Origin of the sequence: Chryseobacterium sp. MYb264 (assembly GCF_035974275.1) — a bacterium.
Classification (GTDB): Bacteria; Bacteroidota; Bacteroidia; order Flavobacteriales; family Weeksellaceae; genus Chryseobacterium.
Window position 1 is genome coordinate 42,510 of the sequence record NZ_CP142422.1, and the last position, 16,810, is coordinate 59,319.

Annotated in this window: 15 protein-coding genes; 13 read left to right on the top strand and 2 right to left on the bottom strand. The window is 35.5% G+C overall.

What is annotated here, in order from left to right:
• The first annotated feature begins 53 nt into the window (after positions 1-53).
• From VUJ46_RS00190 to guaA, 9 genes are all read left to right on the top strand, one after another.
• Complete coding sequence (locus tag VUJ46_RS00190) at positions 54-1,394, top strand: IS5 family transposase (RefSeq protein ID WP_326981209.1); 1,341 nt, start codon at positions 54-56, stop codon at positions 1,392-1,394.
• Between the two features lie 22 nt (positions 1,395-1,416).
• Entirely contained in the window at positions 1,417-2,145 is a 729-nt protein-coding gene (locus tag VUJ46_RS00195) for a pirin family protein (RefSeq protein ID WP_326983003.1), read from the top strand.
• Positions 2,146-2,292: 147 nt separating this feature from the next.
• The gene (locus tag VUJ46_RS00200; RefSeq protein ID WP_326983004.1) at positions 2,293-2,844 is read left to right on the top strand and encodes an NADPH-dependent FMN reductase; all 552 of its coding nucleotides are present in this window, start codon (positions 2,293-2,295) and stop codon (positions 2,842-2,844) included.
• A gap of 176 nt (positions 2,845-3,020) precedes the next feature.
• The gene (locus VUJ46_RS00205; protein WP_326983005.1) at positions 3,021-3,566 is read left to right on the top strand and encodes a YcxB family protein; all 546 of its coding nucleotides are present in this window, start codon (positions 3,021-3,023) and stop codon (positions 3,564-3,566) included.
• Between the two features lie 89 nt (positions 3,567-3,655).
• Positions 3,656-4,648, top strand: a complete 993-nt coding sequence (purM, locus tag VUJ46_RS00210) for a phosphoribosylformylglycinamidine cyclo-ligase (RefSeq protein WP_326983006.1) — start codon at positions 3,656-3,658, stop codon at positions 4,646-4,648.
• Between the two features lie 80 nt (positions 4,649-4,728).
• Entirely contained in the window at positions 4,729-5,295 is a 567-nt protein-coding gene (purN, locus tag VUJ46_RS00215; RefSeq protein WP_326983007.1) for a phosphoribosylglycinamide formyltransferase, read from the top strand.
• Positions 5,296-5,600: 305 nt separating this feature from the next.
• A complete protein-coding gene (purH, locus tag VUJ46_RS00220; protein WP_326985129.1) occupies positions 5,601-7,118 on the top strand; it encodes a bifunctional phosphoribosylaminoimidazolecarboxamide formyltransferase/IMP cyclohydrolase in 1,518 nt (505 codons plus the stop codon).
• A gap of 91 nt (positions 7,119-7,209) precedes the next feature.
• Positions 7,210-8,448, top strand: a complete 1,239-nt coding sequence (gene purD / locus VUJ46_RS00225) for a phosphoribosylamine--glycine ligase (protein ID WP_326983008.1) — start codon at positions 7,210-7,212, stop codon at positions 8,446-8,448.
• 155 nt (positions 8,449-8,603) lie between these two features.
• Positions 8,604-10,133, top strand: coding sequence for a glutamine-hydrolyzing GMP synthase (gene guaA / locus VUJ46_RS00230; protein ID WP_326983009.1), 1,530 nt, complete (start codon positions 8,604-8,606; stop codon positions 10,131-10,133).
• 234 nt (positions 10,134-10,367) lie between these two features.
• On the opposite strand, the gene VUJ46_RS00235 is transcribed toward guaA, so the two are convergent.
• Positions 10,368-10,592, bottom strand: a complete 225-nt coding sequence (locus VUJ46_RS00235) for a hypothetical protein (RefSeq protein WP_326983010.1) — start codon at positions 10,590-10,592, stop codon at positions 10,368-10,370.
• 85 nt (positions 10,593-10,677) lie between these two features.
• Here VUJ46_RS00235 and VUJ46_RS00240 point away from each other — a divergent pair, with 85 nt between their 5' ends.
• Positions 10,678-12,180, top strand: a complete 1,503-nt coding sequence (locus VUJ46_RS00240; RefSeq protein ID WP_326983011.1) for a carbon-nitrogen hydrolase family protein — start codon at positions 10,678-10,680, stop codon at positions 12,178-12,180.
• Between the two features lie 55 nt (positions 12,181-12,235).
• Here VUJ46_RS00240 and VUJ46_RS00245 read toward each other — a convergent pair whose 3' ends face one another.
• Positions 12,236-12,394, bottom strand: a complete 159-nt coding sequence (locus tag VUJ46_RS00245) for a hypothetical protein (RefSeq protein ID WP_267405399.1) — start codon at positions 12,392-12,394, stop codon at positions 12,236-12,238.
• 406 nt (positions 12,395-12,800) lie between these two features.
• Here VUJ46_RS00245 and VUJ46_RS00250 point away from each other — a divergent pair, with 406 nt between their 5' ends.
• The 3 genes from VUJ46_RS00250 (at position 12,801) to VUJ46_RS00260 (ending at position 16,573) form a co-directional block, all read left to right on the top strand.
• Positions 12,801-14,453 carry an ABC1 kinase family protein gene (locus VUJ46_RS00250; RefSeq protein WP_326983012.1) on the top strand — a complete coding sequence of 551 codons (1,653 nt, stop codon included), beginning with the start codon at positions 12,801-12,803 and terminating at the stop codon, positions 14,451-14,453.
• An 18-nt stretch (positions 14,454-14,471) separates the two neighbouring features.
• Positions 14,472-14,981, top strand: coding sequence for an FG-GAP repeat domain-containing protein (locus VUJ46_RS00255; protein ID WP_326983013.1), 510 nt, complete (start codon positions 14,472-14,474; stop codon positions 14,979-14,981).
• Positions 14,982-15,220: 239 nt separating this feature from the next.
• Positions 15,221-16,573: a DEAD/DEAH box helicase gene (locus tag VUJ46_RS00260; protein WP_326983014.1), complete on the top strand. Its 1,353-nt coding sequence runs from the start codon at positions 15,221-15,223 to the stop codon at positions 16,571-16,573.
• Positions 16,574-16,810 lie beyond the last annotated feature (237 nt).

Genomic DNA, 16,810 nt, shown 5'->3' on the forward strand with positions numbered 1-16,810 from the left:
TCGTTGTAAAAAATTGCAATAAATTGTATTTTTAGGATATAAAAAGTGGCAAAATGTTAGGCAAAATAAGAGAGGATTTACAGCAGAATTTATTCAAGACCAGGCTTACGGAGCTTATTAATATGGAGCATCCGGTGGTAAAATTAGCTGGGGAGATTTCCTGGGATAAAATGGAGTCAGAGTTTGAGAAATTATTTTCAGAAAACGGAAGACCTTCTATTGCTATCCGTAAAATAGCAGGAATGCTTTTGCTCAAGGAAATGTTTAAAGAAAGTGATGAAAGTGTAATAGAGAGATGGATTGAGAATGCGTATTGGCAATATTTTACCGGAGAAACCTTTTTCCAGACAGAGCAGCCTTTCGATCCGAGCAATTTTGTACACTTCAGAAAAAGAATTGGAGATAAGGGTTTGGAATTTCTTTTGGGACAAAGCGTTTCTCTCCATCCCAAAGCCAAAACAGAAGATGAAGTTCAGGTAGATACGACGGTTCAGGAGAAGAACATTACCTTTCCTACCGATGCCAAATTAGCAAAAAAAGTAATCGACAATTGTAGAAAAATAGCAGAAAAAGAGAGCGTTGTACAAAGACAAAGCTACAGAAGAGTGAGCAAACAATTATTGCGGGACGCTTTTTTTGGACATCATCCCAGAAGACAGAAGAAGGCAAAAATGGCGAGGAAAAAGCTCAGGACGATTGGTAAAAGAGTTCTTCGGGAATTGGAAAGAAAACTTCCTAAAGATGTTTTGAAAGGCTACGAAGACGTTTTTAAAATTTACCTTAAAGCACTCACCCAAGAACGTACCACGAAAGATAAAATTTACAGTCTTCACGAGCCACAAGTTGCGTGTATTGCGAAAGGAAAATCGGGAAAAGCATACGAGTTTGGGACAAAAGTAGCAGTAGTAAGAGGTCGGAAAACAGGGATCATCAGCTCGGTAAAGAGATTTTCTGGCAATCCTCACGATAGTAAAACTCTTGAAGAATCATTGGCACAGAGTGAGAGGGTAAGAAAATCCGTTGGCGGAACAAGACCTACGAAAGCCACTACAGACAGAGGATTTAAAGGAATCAAAGAAGTGGAAGGAACAGCAATTTTGCTTCCCGCAAAAAAAGAAAAAACAAAATATGGGCAACAAGTAGCCAGATTAAGATTCCGGGCAAGAGCAGCCATAGAACCTTGTATCTCTCATTTAAAAAGAAACCACTCCTTAGGATTAAACTTCCTGAAAGGAGTGGCTGGAGATATTAATAATGCATTATTAGCAGGGATTGGATACAATTTGAAGATGAGATTGAATCAAATCAAACAACAAATTCTTCTTTGGCTCGAACTTGTTCTCCGAATCTTTTTAGGCAAATATAATTTTCAAAGTCAAAAAACAGCTTTTTAAGGAGCGACTAAATAATCACAATATGAAGACAGTATATCATAAAGCAGATTCAAGAGGCCACGCCAATCATGGTTGGTTAAATTCTTATCATACATTCAGTTTTGCCAATTATCAAAACAACGACAGAACACATTTCGGAGTTTTGAGAGTGTTAAATGATGACACCGTTTCAGAAGGAATGGGCTTCGGAACGCATCCGCACAGAAACATGGAAATCATTTCGATCCCTTTGGAAGGCGATTTGGAACATAAAGATTCGATGGGAACAACAGCAGTGATCAAAAAAGGAGAAATTCAGGTGATGAGTGCCGGAACAGGAGTTCAGCACAGCGAATACAACAAAAATAAAGATGAAGCGGTAAAATTTCTTCAGATTTGGGTTTTCCCCAGAGAAGAGGATGTTGAACCAAGATATGATCAAAAAAGTATTAAAGAAGGCGAAAAAATCAATGGTTTTCAACAGATTTTATCACCGAATAAAAATGATGACGGAGTTTGGATTCATCAGGATGCATGGTTTAATTTAGCTAATTTCACAAAAGGAAACGGCAAAAATTATATGTTAAATAAAAAAGGAAACGGCGTTTATGCTTTTGTATTGAAAGGAAGTGCAAAAGTAGGCGACAGAATTCTGAACGAAAGAGACGGTTTAGGAATCTGGGATACTCAAAGTTTCAACATCGAAGCCGAAGAAGACACAGAAATCCTATTAATGGAAGTTCCAATGGAATTACCATCATATTTAAAATAATTAAAACAAGATATTTTCGCATAGTAAAAATTCCCCTCCTTTGGAGGGGTGGCGAAAATTCAAAGAATTTTTGACGGGGTGGTTTTAAAACACGACCTTTGCGTCACAATAAAAAAATAACTTTACTTTAAAACAGATAAAAATATAATGAAAATTTTAGCAATAGCTGGAAGTAATTCCGAGACGTCAATCAATAAATTATTAGTTTCTTACGCAACTTCATTAGTTGGAAATGCAGAAGTGGAAATTGTAGATATGAACGATTTTGAAATGCCAATCTACAAACACCAAAGAGAAGTAGAAAGCGGAGTTCCACAACAGGCGGTAGATTTTGCTGCAAAAATAGATGCTGCGGATTTACTTTTGGTTTCTTTGTCTGAGCATAACGGAACATACTCAACAGCATTCAAAAATGTGTTCGACTGGACTTCAAGAATTAAAAACAGAGCGGTTTGGAATGAAGTTCCAATGTTGCTAATGGCTACAGCTCCTGGTGGAAGAGGTGGTTTAGGTGTTTTAGAGGCGGCAGCAAAACGTTTTCCATTACACGGAGGAAATGTTGTAGATACGTTCACGCTTCCTTTCTTTAATGATAATTTTGATAAAGAAGCGAATAAGATTTCTAACGAAGAGAAAGACAGTGAGTTAAAAGAGAAAATTCAGAAAATTTCGGCTATTGAATCTATCCTTGAAAAATAGATTTGAAAATTAATATAAAATTAATATCTTTGCAAAAAGAAAAAGTAATGAAAATTCAGACCACTTTTAAAGAATATTCCTCCAAGAAAGGGAATATTGTGGGCTCTGAAATTCTCAGATAAAATAACGGCCGATAATCTACTAAGATTGTCGGCTTTTTTATTTAGCTTATGAGTATGAAATTTAACTATAATTTAAATCTTGATGATTATTTGAATTACCAGTTGTTTAATGCATCACAAACTAAAAGTATTATTAAGAAAAGGAAGAGAAATCGGTTTATTCCAGCAATTTTTTTTGTTGTTTTAGGAATCGTACCAAGATTTGACTTTACGGAAACTTTTACTCTTATTTATATCTTTATAGGTATTTTATGGATATTTGTTTATCCAATTTGGGATAAAAGATGGTATTTTAATTATTATAAAAAGTATATTAAAGAAAATTACGTATATAATTTTGATAAAGATACTGAAGTCATCATAACAATGGATGAAATTTTGATGAAGAATGAAAATTCAGAATCAAGAATTAGTTTGGCTGAATTGAAAGAAATTAATGAAATTCCGCTAGCTTTTTATCTTAAATTAAAATCTTCACAATCAATTATTTTACCTAAAAATAAAATGAGTGATTTAAAAGAATTTAGAGAAATTTTAGATACAATAAAAAATAAATATTCAATTAATTATAATGAATTTCCTCAATGGAAATGGCAATAATTTAAATTAAAAATAAAAAGTGTTTTAGTTATTTAAATAATCAAATTATTGCTGGATTGTTAAACTGATACACTGTTACATTAAATACTATGAGCAACACGTACAAATCTGCAGGAGTAGACAAAGAGGAGGGATACAAAACCGTTGATAAAATTAAAAAAGCGGTGGGCGAAACTCACAATTCCAATGTATTGAATCATTTGGGAAGTTTTGGAGCTTTCTACGAAATCGGAGGCTACAAAAATCCTGTATTGGTTTCAGGAACTGATGGGGTCGGAACGAAGCTTAAAGTAGCTTTAGACTCCAAAAAATACGATTCTATCGGGGTAGACTGTTTTGCCATGTGTGCCAATGATATCCTTTGTCACGGTGCAAAACCGCTATTTTTCCTTGATTATTTAGCGTGCGGAAAACTGGATTCAGAAATCGCTGCTGAAATCGTTTTAGGAATGGTAGAAGCTTGTAAAGATAACAACTGTGCATTAATTGGTGGTGAAACTGCTGAAATGCCGGGAATGTATCAGCCTGGAGATTATGATGTTGCAGGATTCTGCGTAGGAATCGTGGAGAAAGACCAGATTATTGACGGATCTAAAATCAAAACAGGTGATAAAATCATTGCTCTTCCAAGTTCAGGTTTCCATTCAAACGGATTCTCTTTGGTAAGAAAAGTGTTCCCTGATTTCAACGAAGAATTTGAAGGGAAACCTTTGTACGAGACCCTTTTGGTTCCTACAAGATTATATTATAAAGATATTCACAAAGTTATTGCTGATGTTGAAGTGGCAGGTATTGCTCACATCACGGGTGGTGGTTTATACGAAAACATCCCGAGAATTATCGGTGACGGATTGTGTGCTTCTATCGATGCTTCAAAAATTCAGATTCCAAGCATTATGCTGGAGCTTGAAAAAAGAGGGGGCGTAGCTCGTGAAGAAATGTTCGGAACATTCAATATGGGAGTTGGGATGATCATCGTGGTAGATGCTGAAAAAGCTGAAAAAGTTCTAAGTCTTCTTGATGATGCATACGAAATCGGAGAGATTACTGAAGAAAACGAGAAAATTAATTTATCATTTTAATGTACCAATATAACAATGTAAAAGTGTACCAGTTTTAGGCATTGCTACATTGATAAACTGATACATTGTTACATTAATTTATGAAAAATATTGTCATTTTAGTTTCAGGTTCGGGAACCAATCTTCAGAGAATCATTGATACCATTGATAGTGGAGAAATCCGCAATGCAAAAGTATCTTTAGTGATTGCCGATAGAGAATGCTACGGACTGGAAAGAGCTAAAAATCATAACATAGAAAACGTTCTGATTCCGAGAGGAAAAAACTTCAGCAGCGAATTGAGTAAAGTCATTCCTGAAAATACAGACTTAATCGTATTGGCAGGATTCTTATCCATTCTAAAACCTGAGTTTTGTGAGAATTGGGTGGGAAAAATTATCAATATTCATCCGGCATTGCTTCCGAAATTCGGAGGGAAAGGAATGTGGGGACATCACGTTCATAACGCGGTGATTGAAGCAAAAGAAAAGGAAAGCGGGGCAACCGTTCATTTTGTAACTCCGGGAATTGACGAAGGAGAAGCTATTCTTCAGAAATCATTCGAAGTCACAGAAAACGATACTCCAGAAACGGTTGCAGAAAAAGTTCATTTAATTGAATATGAAATTTTTCCAATCGCAATTGATAAAGTATTGAATAATAATTAAACACTAATTATTAACAATACAGAAAATTCCCCTTCCTCGGAGGGGTGTCAAAAATTCTTTGAATTTTTGACGGGGTGGTTAAAGACGCTCAATCTTTACTGAATCACACGCCTTTACGGCCGGAAAATATTCAGCAAAAGATTAGATAAAGAAGAATCTAAGTAAAAGTAAATAATACAGGAGGTGAAAGAACCTGTATGACAGTTTGAAATAGCTGTAAAAAGTAAAAATTGAAAGTAAGAAGTCCCGAAGGGACGATTTGAACAAGCATAGGATAAAATCCTATGGAAAAAATCGAAAGTAAAATGAGCAAAAAAAGAGTTTTAATCAGTGTTTCTGACAAGAGCGGATTGATCGAATTCGCACAGTTTTTGGAAGCCCAAAATTATGAATTGATTTCTACAGGAGGGACGTTCAAACATTTGAAAGACGCTGGTTTAAATCCAATTCAGATTGATGAGGTTACCAATTTCCCTGAGATGTTGGACGGAAGAGTGAAAACATTACACCCGAAAGTTCATGGTGGATTGTTGGCGGTTCGTTCAAACGAAGAGCACATGAAAACAGTTCAGGAGCACGGAATTGACCTGATTGACATGGTGATCGTAAATCTTTACCCTTTCTTCGAAAATGTAAACAAAGACATTTCTCTTCACGAAAAGGTAGAATTCATCGATATCGGAGGACCTTCAATGCTTCGTTCTGCTGCCAAAAACTTTGATTCTGTAACGGTAATTACGGATGTTGAAGATTATTCAACCGTAAAAATCGAAATGGAGCAAAACGGAGATACATATATTGAAACTCGTAAAAAGTTAGCAGGAAAAGTATTCAACCTGACTTCTGCTTATGATGCAGCGATTTCAAGAATGCTTTTAGATGAAGAATATCCTACATATTTAAGTGCTTCTTACAAAAAAGTAGCGGATCTTAGATATGGTGAAAACCCTCATCAGACAGCAGCTTATTACGCTTCAACTTTCGAAAACGGAGCGATGAAAGATTTCGAACAATTGGGAGGTAAGGAATTGTCTTTCAATAATCTTCGTGATATGGATCTTTGCTGGAAAGTGGTTACTGAATTCAAGGAAGAAATGGCTTGTTGTGCGGTAAAACACTCTACCCCTTGTGGAGTTGCAATCGGAACTTCTGCTTTGGAGACTTATGCAAAAACTTTCGAGTGTGATCCTGTTTCTATCTTTGGTGGAATTGTTGCAATGAACTACAAAATCGACGCGGCAACAGCGGAAGAATTAAACAAAACATTCCTTGAAATTGTAATGGCTCCTGAATTTGATGTGGAAGCTTTAGAAATTTTAAGAAAGAAAAAGAATTTAAGAATTATAAAAATCGTAAACCCTGTTTCTGATAAACAGACTTGGGTGAAGGTTGATGGCGGAATATTAGTTCAGGACAACGACAGTATCTTCTCGGATGATATCAAAGTAGTAACTGAAACTCAGCCTACAGAAGAGCAGAAAAAAGCATTATTATTCTCTCAAAGAGTAGTAAAATATGTAAAATCTAATGCAATTGTAGTTTCTAACGGAATTCAGGCTTTCGGAATCGGAGGTGGACAGGTGAACAGAATCTGGGCAACTCAACAGGCGATCGAAAGAGCAAAAGAAAAATTTACAGGAGATTTAGTATTGGCTTCTGACGCATTTTTCCCTTTCCGAGATGTGGTAGATTTCTGCGCTCAGGAAGGTATCACAGCGATTATTCAGCCTGGAGGAAGTGTAAAAGACCAGGACAGCATCGAGGCGGCAAATGAGCATGGCATTCCGATGATGTTCACTGGCGTTAGACATTTTTTCCATTAATTAAAATAGAATTAAATTATATATTGTGATTGTATTTATACCATCCAAAATTATATATTTGTAATATTATAGACGAGTAATTAAATAAAGTATGAGAATATTAATCATAGGTGAAGGTGGAAGAGAATCTGCTTTAGCATCAAAACTACAGAATGACCCAAGAATTTCTAAGATGTTCTTTGCTAACGGAAATGCGACTACCGATGTTATTGGAAAAAATGTTCATTTATCAGAGATTAAAGAACTTAGAGATTTTGCTATTAAAGAAAAAGTAGATCTTACGATCGTAGGTCCGGAAGCACCGCTTGTGGCTGGTTTGAAGGATGAATTTAAAAAGCATGATCTTAAAGTTTTTGGTCCTAATCAAAAAGTAGCAAGCTTAGAAGGAAGTAAGGCTTTCTCTAAAAAGTTTATGCAGACCTATGATATCAAAACGGCAAAAGCAGTAGTTTTTGATGCTTATAATGATGCAAAAGAATACATCCAGACTCAGGAATATCCTTTAGTGATTAAAGCTAGCGGACTTGCTGGTGGAAAAGGGGTGGTTATTTGCGAAACATTAGAAGAGGCAGAAGCGACGGTTCACGATTTTATGATCAGAAGAATCTTTGGTGATGCAGGAATCCGTATCGTAGTAGAGGAATATTTAGAAGGTTTTGAAGCTTCAATTATTGCTTTCTCAAACGGTGAAAAATTATTCCCATGTATTGCAGCTAAGGATTATAAAAAAGCTGGAAACGGAGATACTGGTCCCAACACAGGTGGTATGGGTACGGTAGCACCAAGTCCTGAATTTACTGCTGAACATTATGCTGATTTTGAAAAAAATATTCTTGAAACTACTTTAAAAGGTCTTAAAGCAGAAGGTTTCAGCTTTAAAGGAATTATTTTCTTCGGATTAATGATTACTAAAAAAGGAACTTACCTTCTTGAATATAACATGAGATTCGGAGATCCTGAAACTCAGGTACTAATGGCGTTAATGGAGAATAATCTTCTTGACGTTATTCAGGACTGTATGGATGGAAAAGAGATCGAATTGAAGTTTAAAGACGAAAAAGCAGTTTGTCTGGTAATGTGTTCAGGAGGATATCCAAGAAACATCGAAACTGGTTTTGAGATCACTGGTGAAGATAAAGTTCAGCACAGTAGCCTTTTCTATGCAGGAGCAATCAGACAGGCAGACAAAGTGGTTTCCAACGGTGGTAGAGTTCTAAACATCGTAGCTACGGGAGCAACGTATGACGATGCCCGCAAGAAAGTTTACGAAGACGCAAGTCATGTACATTTCGATTATGGTTTCTACAGAGACGACATCGGAAAGTTTTAAAATAAAATCATGAAAAAAGATTTGGAGCAATCCAGGTCTTTTTTTGTAAAGAAGTTGAAATTTAGATTTCAGATATAAGATTTCAGATATGAGGCTAAAAGTCTGATGTCTGATATCTAGAATCTGATGTCATTCAAAACAAATTAATTATAAAAATGAATAACGGTATTATCATATTAGATTTCGGATCACAGTACAACCAGCTTATCGGAAGAAGAATCCGTGAGATGGGTGTATATTCTGAAATTTTGCCTTTCAATACACCATTAGAAACTATTTTAGAAAAACAGCCGAGAGGGATTATCCTTTCCGGAGGACCAAGTTCTGTAAACGCAGAAAATGCGCATTTAGTTCAGAAAGAACTTTATGAGCAGGGAATTCCTGTTTTAGGAATTTGCTACGGAATGCAGTTAACGGCACACCTTTTAGGCGGAAAAGTTCATAAAGGAGTAAAAGGTGAATACGGAAAAGCACATTTGGAAATCGTAAAAGAATCTTCTTTATTGAAAGGGGTTACCAACAATTCTGTTGTTTGGATGAGCCACTTTGATGAAGTTGGAGATTTACCTGCAGGTTTTGAATTAAATGCAAAATCCGGTGTTATTGCTTCAATTTCAAATGAAGAGAAGAAAATTTTCTGTGTACAGTTCCACCCGGAAGTTTCTCACACTGAGGAAGGAGGGAAAATGTTAGAAAATTTCGTTTTTGCAATCTGTGATGCAGAGAAAAACTGGAAACTGACCAATTATATCGATAAAACAGTAGAAGAAATTCGTGAAAGAGTAGGTGATCAGAAAGTGATCCTTGGACTTTCAGGAGGTGTAGATTCTTCTGTTGCAGCAGTTTTGATCCATAAAGCAATCGGTGATCAATTGACTTGTATCTTCGTAGATACAGGATTATTGAGAAAAGACGAAGGCAAAAAAGTAATGGATAACTATGGTGAGCATTTCCACATGAATATCAAATTGGTAGATGCTAAAGAAAGATTCCTTTCAAAGCTTGCCGGAGTTGATGATCCAGAAGCGAAAAGAAAAATCATCGGAAACGAATTTATTCATGTTTTTGATGAAGAATCTCATAAAATTGAAGGTGCTAAATTCTTAGCTCAAGGAACAATTTATCCAGATGTGATTGAAAGTCAGTCGGTAAATGGTCCTTCGGCGGTTATCAAGTCTCACCACAATGTTGGTGGACTTCCTGAAGATATGGAGTTTGAATTGCTGGAGCCTTTGAGAGAATTATTCAAGGATGAAGTAAGAAAAGTGGGTGAAGAATTGGGAATTCCTCATCATTTGGTTCACAGACATCCTTTCCCTGGTCCTGGTTTGGGAATCAGAATTTTAGGTGCTGTTGACGAAGAAAAAGTAAGAATTTTACAAGAAGCTGATGATATTTTCATAGAAGAATTGTATAAAAACGATTTGTATGAGAAAGTTTCTCAGGCTTTCGTGGTACTTCTTCCGGTAAAATCTGTTGGAGTTATGGGTGATGAAAGAACGTATGAATACACTGCTGTAGTTCGTTCTGCAAATACCATCGACTTTATGACGGCAACGTGGAGCAGACTTCCTTACGAGTTCTTAGATACTGTTTCAAGCAGAATTATCAACGAAGTAAGAGGAATCAACAGAGTAGCTTATGATATTTCAAGCAAACCACCTGCAACCATCGAGTGGGAATAATTTTTGACTTGAATTTTACATATAAATCCTGCCTTTGGGCGGGATTTTTTTGTTTGTAAATTAATTTTTTTGAAGCTGTTTCCTGCTTTCCGCTGTATCTTTTTGGTTACGGTTTCCGCTTCGCTCCAACCGCAACCAAAAAGGATGTCGCTTCAATCAGGGCTATGGTTTTTGTCGTAGTTCAATATTTGAAAAATATTTGCAACGTTTGTCATTCCGTAGGAATCTAAACTCTCATTTATTATTCTTAGATTGATGAATTTCTTCCAAAAATAGTAATGCTTCTTTTCCTAATTCGGTTCTTTCCAAGCAAGAACGATGAACTGCCTCATCATTAAATATATAAAACTTATTATTTTCATCTGAAGTAAAGGCAGGAAATAAAACAAACTTTTGTCCTTCGTTTAAAGTTTTTTTACAAACAGTACATTCACTTTGATTCAGAAATAGTATTGCCATTTCTAAATGATATTTTGGTTAATGTTTTGTATAGTAATTGTCTATTAAAACAAATTTTCACTAAATTTAAGTAAAAATACATCAAATGCAAATAGAAACAAGACCGCTCTCCGTTCAGGATTATGATGAATTGGTAATCACAATGAAACGCGCTTATCCTCAAATGTCGGAGTCGATATGGTCAAAAAGAAGCATAGAAAAACTCACCAAAATGTTCCCGAAAGGGCAAATTTGTATCACGGTTGACGGTAAATTGGCGGCTGTAGCCCTTTCCATTATCGTGAATTATGAAGAATTTGGTGATGATCATACCTACAGCGATATCACGGGGAATTATACTTTCAACACGCATTCAGACACAGGAAACGTTCTTTACGGAATCGAGGTTTTTGTAGATCCCGAATTCCGCGAACTTCGTTTGGGAAGAAGGTTGTATGATGCCAGAAAAGAACTTTGTGAATTGTTAAATTTAAAATCTATTGTCTTAGGCGGAAGAATTCCCAACTACCATAAACATAGCGATGAACTCTCTCCAAGAGAGTATATCAGAAGGGTGAGAGATAAGGAAATCTATGATCCTGTGCTGTCTTTTCAGCTTTCCAATAATTTTCTGCCGATTAGGGTTATGAAAAAATATCTGCCTGAGGATGAATCTTCCAAAGAAAATGCCGTGCTTCTTCAATGGAATAACATCTATTACAGCAAAAAACCAAACACGATGCAGGACAGCATTATCCGCTTGGGATTGGTGCAGTGGCAGATGAGGCATTTTAAAGATATTCATGCTTTTTATGAGCAGGTAGAATTTTTCGTGAACGTAATGGGAGATTATAAATCTGATTTTGTTCTGTTCCCGGAATTGTTCAATACGCCATTATTAGCGCCTTTCAACAAGCTTTCTGAACGCGATAGTATGATTGAACTCGCTAAACTAACAGAAGAAATCAAAGATAAGATTTCAAGTCTGGCGATCAGTTATAACGTCAATATTATTTCCGGAAGTATGCCTGTTTTTGAAAATAACGAACTGTATAATGTAAGTTATCTTCTTCATCGTGACGGTAGGATTGATGAATACCGAAAAATTCACATCACTCCAAATGAAAGAAAATACTACGGAATGAAAGGCGGAAACGAGATCAGAGTTTTTGATACCGATTGCGGAAAAATCGGATTGGTGATCTGTTACGATGTCGAATTCCCTGAACTGCCAAGGATTTTAGCCGATCAGGGCATGAAAATTTTATTCGTTCCTTATTTAACGGATACTCAAAATGCTTATATGAGGGTTCGCCATTGCGCCGCTGCAAGAGCTATTGAAAACGAATGTTATGTTGCGATTGCCGGTTGTGTAGGAAATCTTCCGGGAGTTAATAATATGGATATCCAGTTTGGTCAGGCTGCGGTTTTCACTCCATCAGATTTTGCGTTTCCATCCAATGCAGTGAAAGGGGAGGCCACTCCAAATACGGAAATGACACTTATTGTAGATGTCGATTTGAATTTACTGAAAGATCTTCATTACAATGGCTCGGTTCAGGTAATGAAAGACCGAAGAAAGGACCTTTACGAAACCTATCTCAGATAAAACAAAAACCGGAATCAACTTGTATTCCGGTTTTTTTATTTTATTTCAGTTTGAATTAAACTTGCGGACAAAGAACATCCAGACAATAAATTCCCGGACAGGTTGGTTTGCCGTCATCAGGGCAACAAAAGTTAGAACAGTTAGGCACGATTACACTTCCTGTTATTTTTTTAAGATCTTCTCTTGAAATTGATTTTTTGTTTGAGTTTTTCATGGTTTAGTTAATTTGTTGGTTAAAGGTAATTGTTTTTCACGAAAATTTGAATTAAATTTCGTTTTTAGATTTTTCCTAATTTTTTGAAGCTATTTCCCGCTTTTCGTTACAATTCCTCATTACGCGGCTCCACTTCGTTCCGCCGCTTCACTGCGGGATTTTCACTGCAATAGGGGCTAGGATTTCGGTTATAAATTTAAATATTGGTAAAGAATCTTCCACTTTTGTCATGCCGTAGGAATGTAAGTTCTAATATTTCTATTAAAGTGTTAAATATTATGTTTAGATTCCTACGGAATGACAAATTAAACGGAAAAAATATCGAAAATATAGCTTTTCAAAATATAAAATTAAAATCTTCAAAAGGAATAATTTTTGGAGTAATTTGCATTCACATTTATAGAGTATGTTTGATAAGCAACAAAGAAAGCTGAAAAGGTCTGCCAGATTGATTTCCGTATTGAGCAAATATGGTTTTAAAGATATGCTGGCGAGAATGAACGGCGGAAATAAGCAGGAACAGATGGTTTCCGAAAATTCTGATGAAATTGTTTCTAAAGGAACGGTTTATGAACGCATCAGATTGGTTTTGGAAGAACTCGGACCTACTTTTGTAAAGCTCGGTCAGACATTTAGCAACAGGGAAGATTTACTTCCTGCAGAGCTTATTCAGGAGTTACAAAAACTTCAGGATAAGGTAGAAACCGTTGATATGAATGTAGAAGAAATTCTCGAAAATGAATTAAACATTTCGGTGAAAGAACATTTTGCAGAAATTCAGGCAAAACCTTTGGCAACTGCTTCTATCGCTCAGGTTTATAAAGGAACTTTGCTTGATGGAAGCGAAGTGATTCTGAAATTAAAAAAACCTGATGTTCAGTCAGTCATTGAAGATGATTTGTTGCTGATCAAGGATTTGGAAAAGCTGGTTTCTTCCTATTCCGAAATAGGCGAAAAGCTGAACCTGAAACAGGCCATTTCTACTTTTGAAAGATCTTTGTTGGAAGAAGTTTCATTAATTAATGAAAAGGAAAATATTCTTCAGTTTAAACGAAATTTTAAAAATAATAAAGAAACGTACGTTCCGAAAGTATACGAAGAATTTTCTAACAATAATGTTCTTTGTATGGAATTTATTGATGGAATAAAAGTAACGGATAAATCGGTTCTTTTAGCCAATAATATTGATCCTGTGAAAGTTTCTGAAGTTGGATTACGACTTTTTGTAACCCAAATCATGGATTTTGGTTTCTTTCATGCCGATCCTCACGCCGGAAATATTTTAGTTAAAAAAGATGGGAAGGTTGTTTTTATAGATTTTGGTGCGGTAGGAAAAATTCCGCCAAATGATAAGGATGTGCTGGAAAATCTTATAGTAAGTTTCGTAGCTAAAAATCCGCATAAAATTGTTCGGTATTTGAAAAAAATGTCCATAAGCTATGAAATTCCGGACGAAAGAAGGTTTGAAAATGATGTGGAAGATATTCTGAATTTCGTTCACAGTACGTCTTTAAAAGAGATCAATGCCCAGGAGATCATTAATAAAATGAAAGATGTTCTTACGGATAACCGACTTCAGATGCCTGATTATTTCTATCTTTTATTTAAAGGAATTACTTTAATAGAGGGAGTTGGACGAAATATAAATCCGGATTTGGATGTGGTAAAAAGTTTAAGTCCGTTCACTAAAAAAATCTTTGCACGAAAGATCAGTCCGCAGAATCTTTTTAAAACGGGAGTCGACAGGGTAATGAATTTTACAGATAATGTAGATGAAATTCCCAGAGAGCTCCGTTCTGTTCTGCAGAAATTAGACGAAAATAAATTCACCGTTTCCAGCGAAATAAAGAATATTGAAAAAACGAATCAATTGATAAAATCAAGTATTGTTAATTTGATTTTAGCGATGATTTTAGGAGCTAATATTATTGCGACAGCCATCGTTTTTGTTTCAGAAACGGGGCCGAGAATCGGAGAGATGTCGCTTGTGGCAGTTCTTGGTTTTGTTTTTTCAGTTTTGTTGGTGATAATTATTTTATTAAGAATTACGAGGAAATAGATTTACAAAAATAACCTTATGAAAGTACTTATTTTATCCATATTTGCATTTTGTTCTTCCTTATTATCTGCTCAGTCTGAAAAATCAGATGGCCTCTCGGGAGACTTCAATGGCGACGGAAAAAAAGAATTTGCTTACGTAAAAGTGAGTGATTGTAATGATGATTGCGACGGAGTTTGCGAAACAACGATTTATTTCAGTGATAAAAGTATTCCGTCATTCAAAATTTCGCCTGCCAACAGCGGAACTTTATACGCTGTGGGAGACTTAAATAATGACGGCAAAGACGAAATTGCTTTTTATCCCGGCTGGTGCACAAGCTGCTGGCATCCGTTGTATGTGTATACCTATAAAAAGAATGCATGGGAACCTTTAGTTTCACCAATTTCCACGCATTGTTCTCAATGGGAAGAAGATAAATTTCCGATTAAAAAAGATCCTAAGAAGAAAGGATACGTAATTATAACGTCAAGTGTGTGGAAAGATGATGATATTAAAATTATTAGCAAAAGTGTGAAAATTAATTAAAAATATTTGAAATGCTTTCATTCGTCAAGCTCAAGATAAACTCTAGCCTCAGCATGACAACGCTAGTACTAATCGCTATTTTATATTGTATGATTTACATTAATTTGTATATATAAATAATATGAAATATACTCTGCTGAAGGTTGTCGAAGCATTTTATTTTCAAACATAAAAGCTTCCATTATCCATCTTCAAAATTCCTGTTAAAGTTTAAAAAATTAATTACCTATCTTTGCAAAATGGAAAAACTCACTTTTGCAGATTTTGACCTTCCGGTTAAAATTCTTGATGTTTTAGCGGATCTTAATTTGTTTGAACCAACACCCATTCAGGAAAAAAGTATCAAACCGATACTTTCAGGAAGAGATGTGATGGGAATTGCACAAACAGGAACCGGAAAAACATTAGCTTATCTTTTACCTGTTTTAAAGACGTGGAAATATAATAAAACCGGAAATCCAACGGTTTTGGTATTGGTTCCTACGAGAGAATTGGTAGTGCAGGTAACGGAAATTGTTGAGAAATTAACTGAAAATATTACTGCAAGAGTTATCGGAATTTATGGTGGAAAAAATATCAATACACAGAAATTGTTATTTAACGATGGCTGTGATATTTTGGTAGGAACACCAGGAAGGGTGATGGATTTGGCGATTGATAATGCGATCTCTTTAAAAGAAGTTCAGAAATTGATTATTGATGAGTTTGATGAAATGCTGAACTTAGGTTTCAGACCGCAATTAACGCACATCTTCGAAATGATGAAGGAGAAGAGACAAAATATTTTGTTCTCTGCAACCATGACGGAAGCGGTAGATGATATGCTGGATGAATATTTCGCGGCTCCGGTGGAAATTTCTTTGGCAAAATCTGGAACTCCACTTGAAAAGATTGAGCAAACCGCTTATAAAGTAGAAAATTTTAATACTAAAATTAATTTACTTGAAAATTTATTGAAGAACAATGAGGATATGTCCAAAGTATTGATCTTCAATAATAATAAAAAGCATGCTGATCTTTTGTTTACCAAAATTGATGAGCTTTTTCCTGAACAGTTTGATGTAATCCACTCGAATAAATCTCAAAACTACAGATTAAAAGCAATGAAAAGCTTTGAAAATGAAGAACTAAGAGGTTTAATTACAACCGATGTAATGGCGAGAGGTTTGGATATTTCTAATATTACGCACGTAATCAACTTTGAAACTCCTGATATTCCTGAGCAATATATCCACAGAATCGGTAGAACGGGTAGAGCAGATAAAGATGGAAAGGCGATTACTTTTGTAACCAAAAAAGAAGAACCTTTGGTTCTTGATATTGAGGTATTGATGGATAAAGATTTAAAATTCATCGATTTCCCTGAAGAAGTGAAAATTAATCCTAAAAAGATTGCCTCTGAAGAAGATCAGGTGGTGATGAAAAATCCTGCACAGGTGAAGTTGAATGATGGTGGAGGTGCTTTCCACGAAAAGAAAGCAAAGAACACCAAAGAAAACTGGGGTGGACCGTCAAAAAGAAAAGCTCCGAAAAAGTTTGGAGCCAACAGAGCGCAACAAAAAGCAATTTCGAAATCGAAAAAAAAGAAATAAAAAAATCCCTCAATTTGAGGGATTTTTTGCTATAGGTCAGTATTATTCTTCATTTTCTTCTTCATCCAGAAAATTCAGTTCATCATCCCGCTGAACATAATCCGGTGCTATTCCGGGAGGATTAAATAGTCATTCCTTAAAAACCAAGTAATATTTTGATTATCAGTTTTTATGCACTTATATTTCGTAAAAAATCGTTGTAAAAAATTGCAATAAATTGTATTTTTAGGATATAAA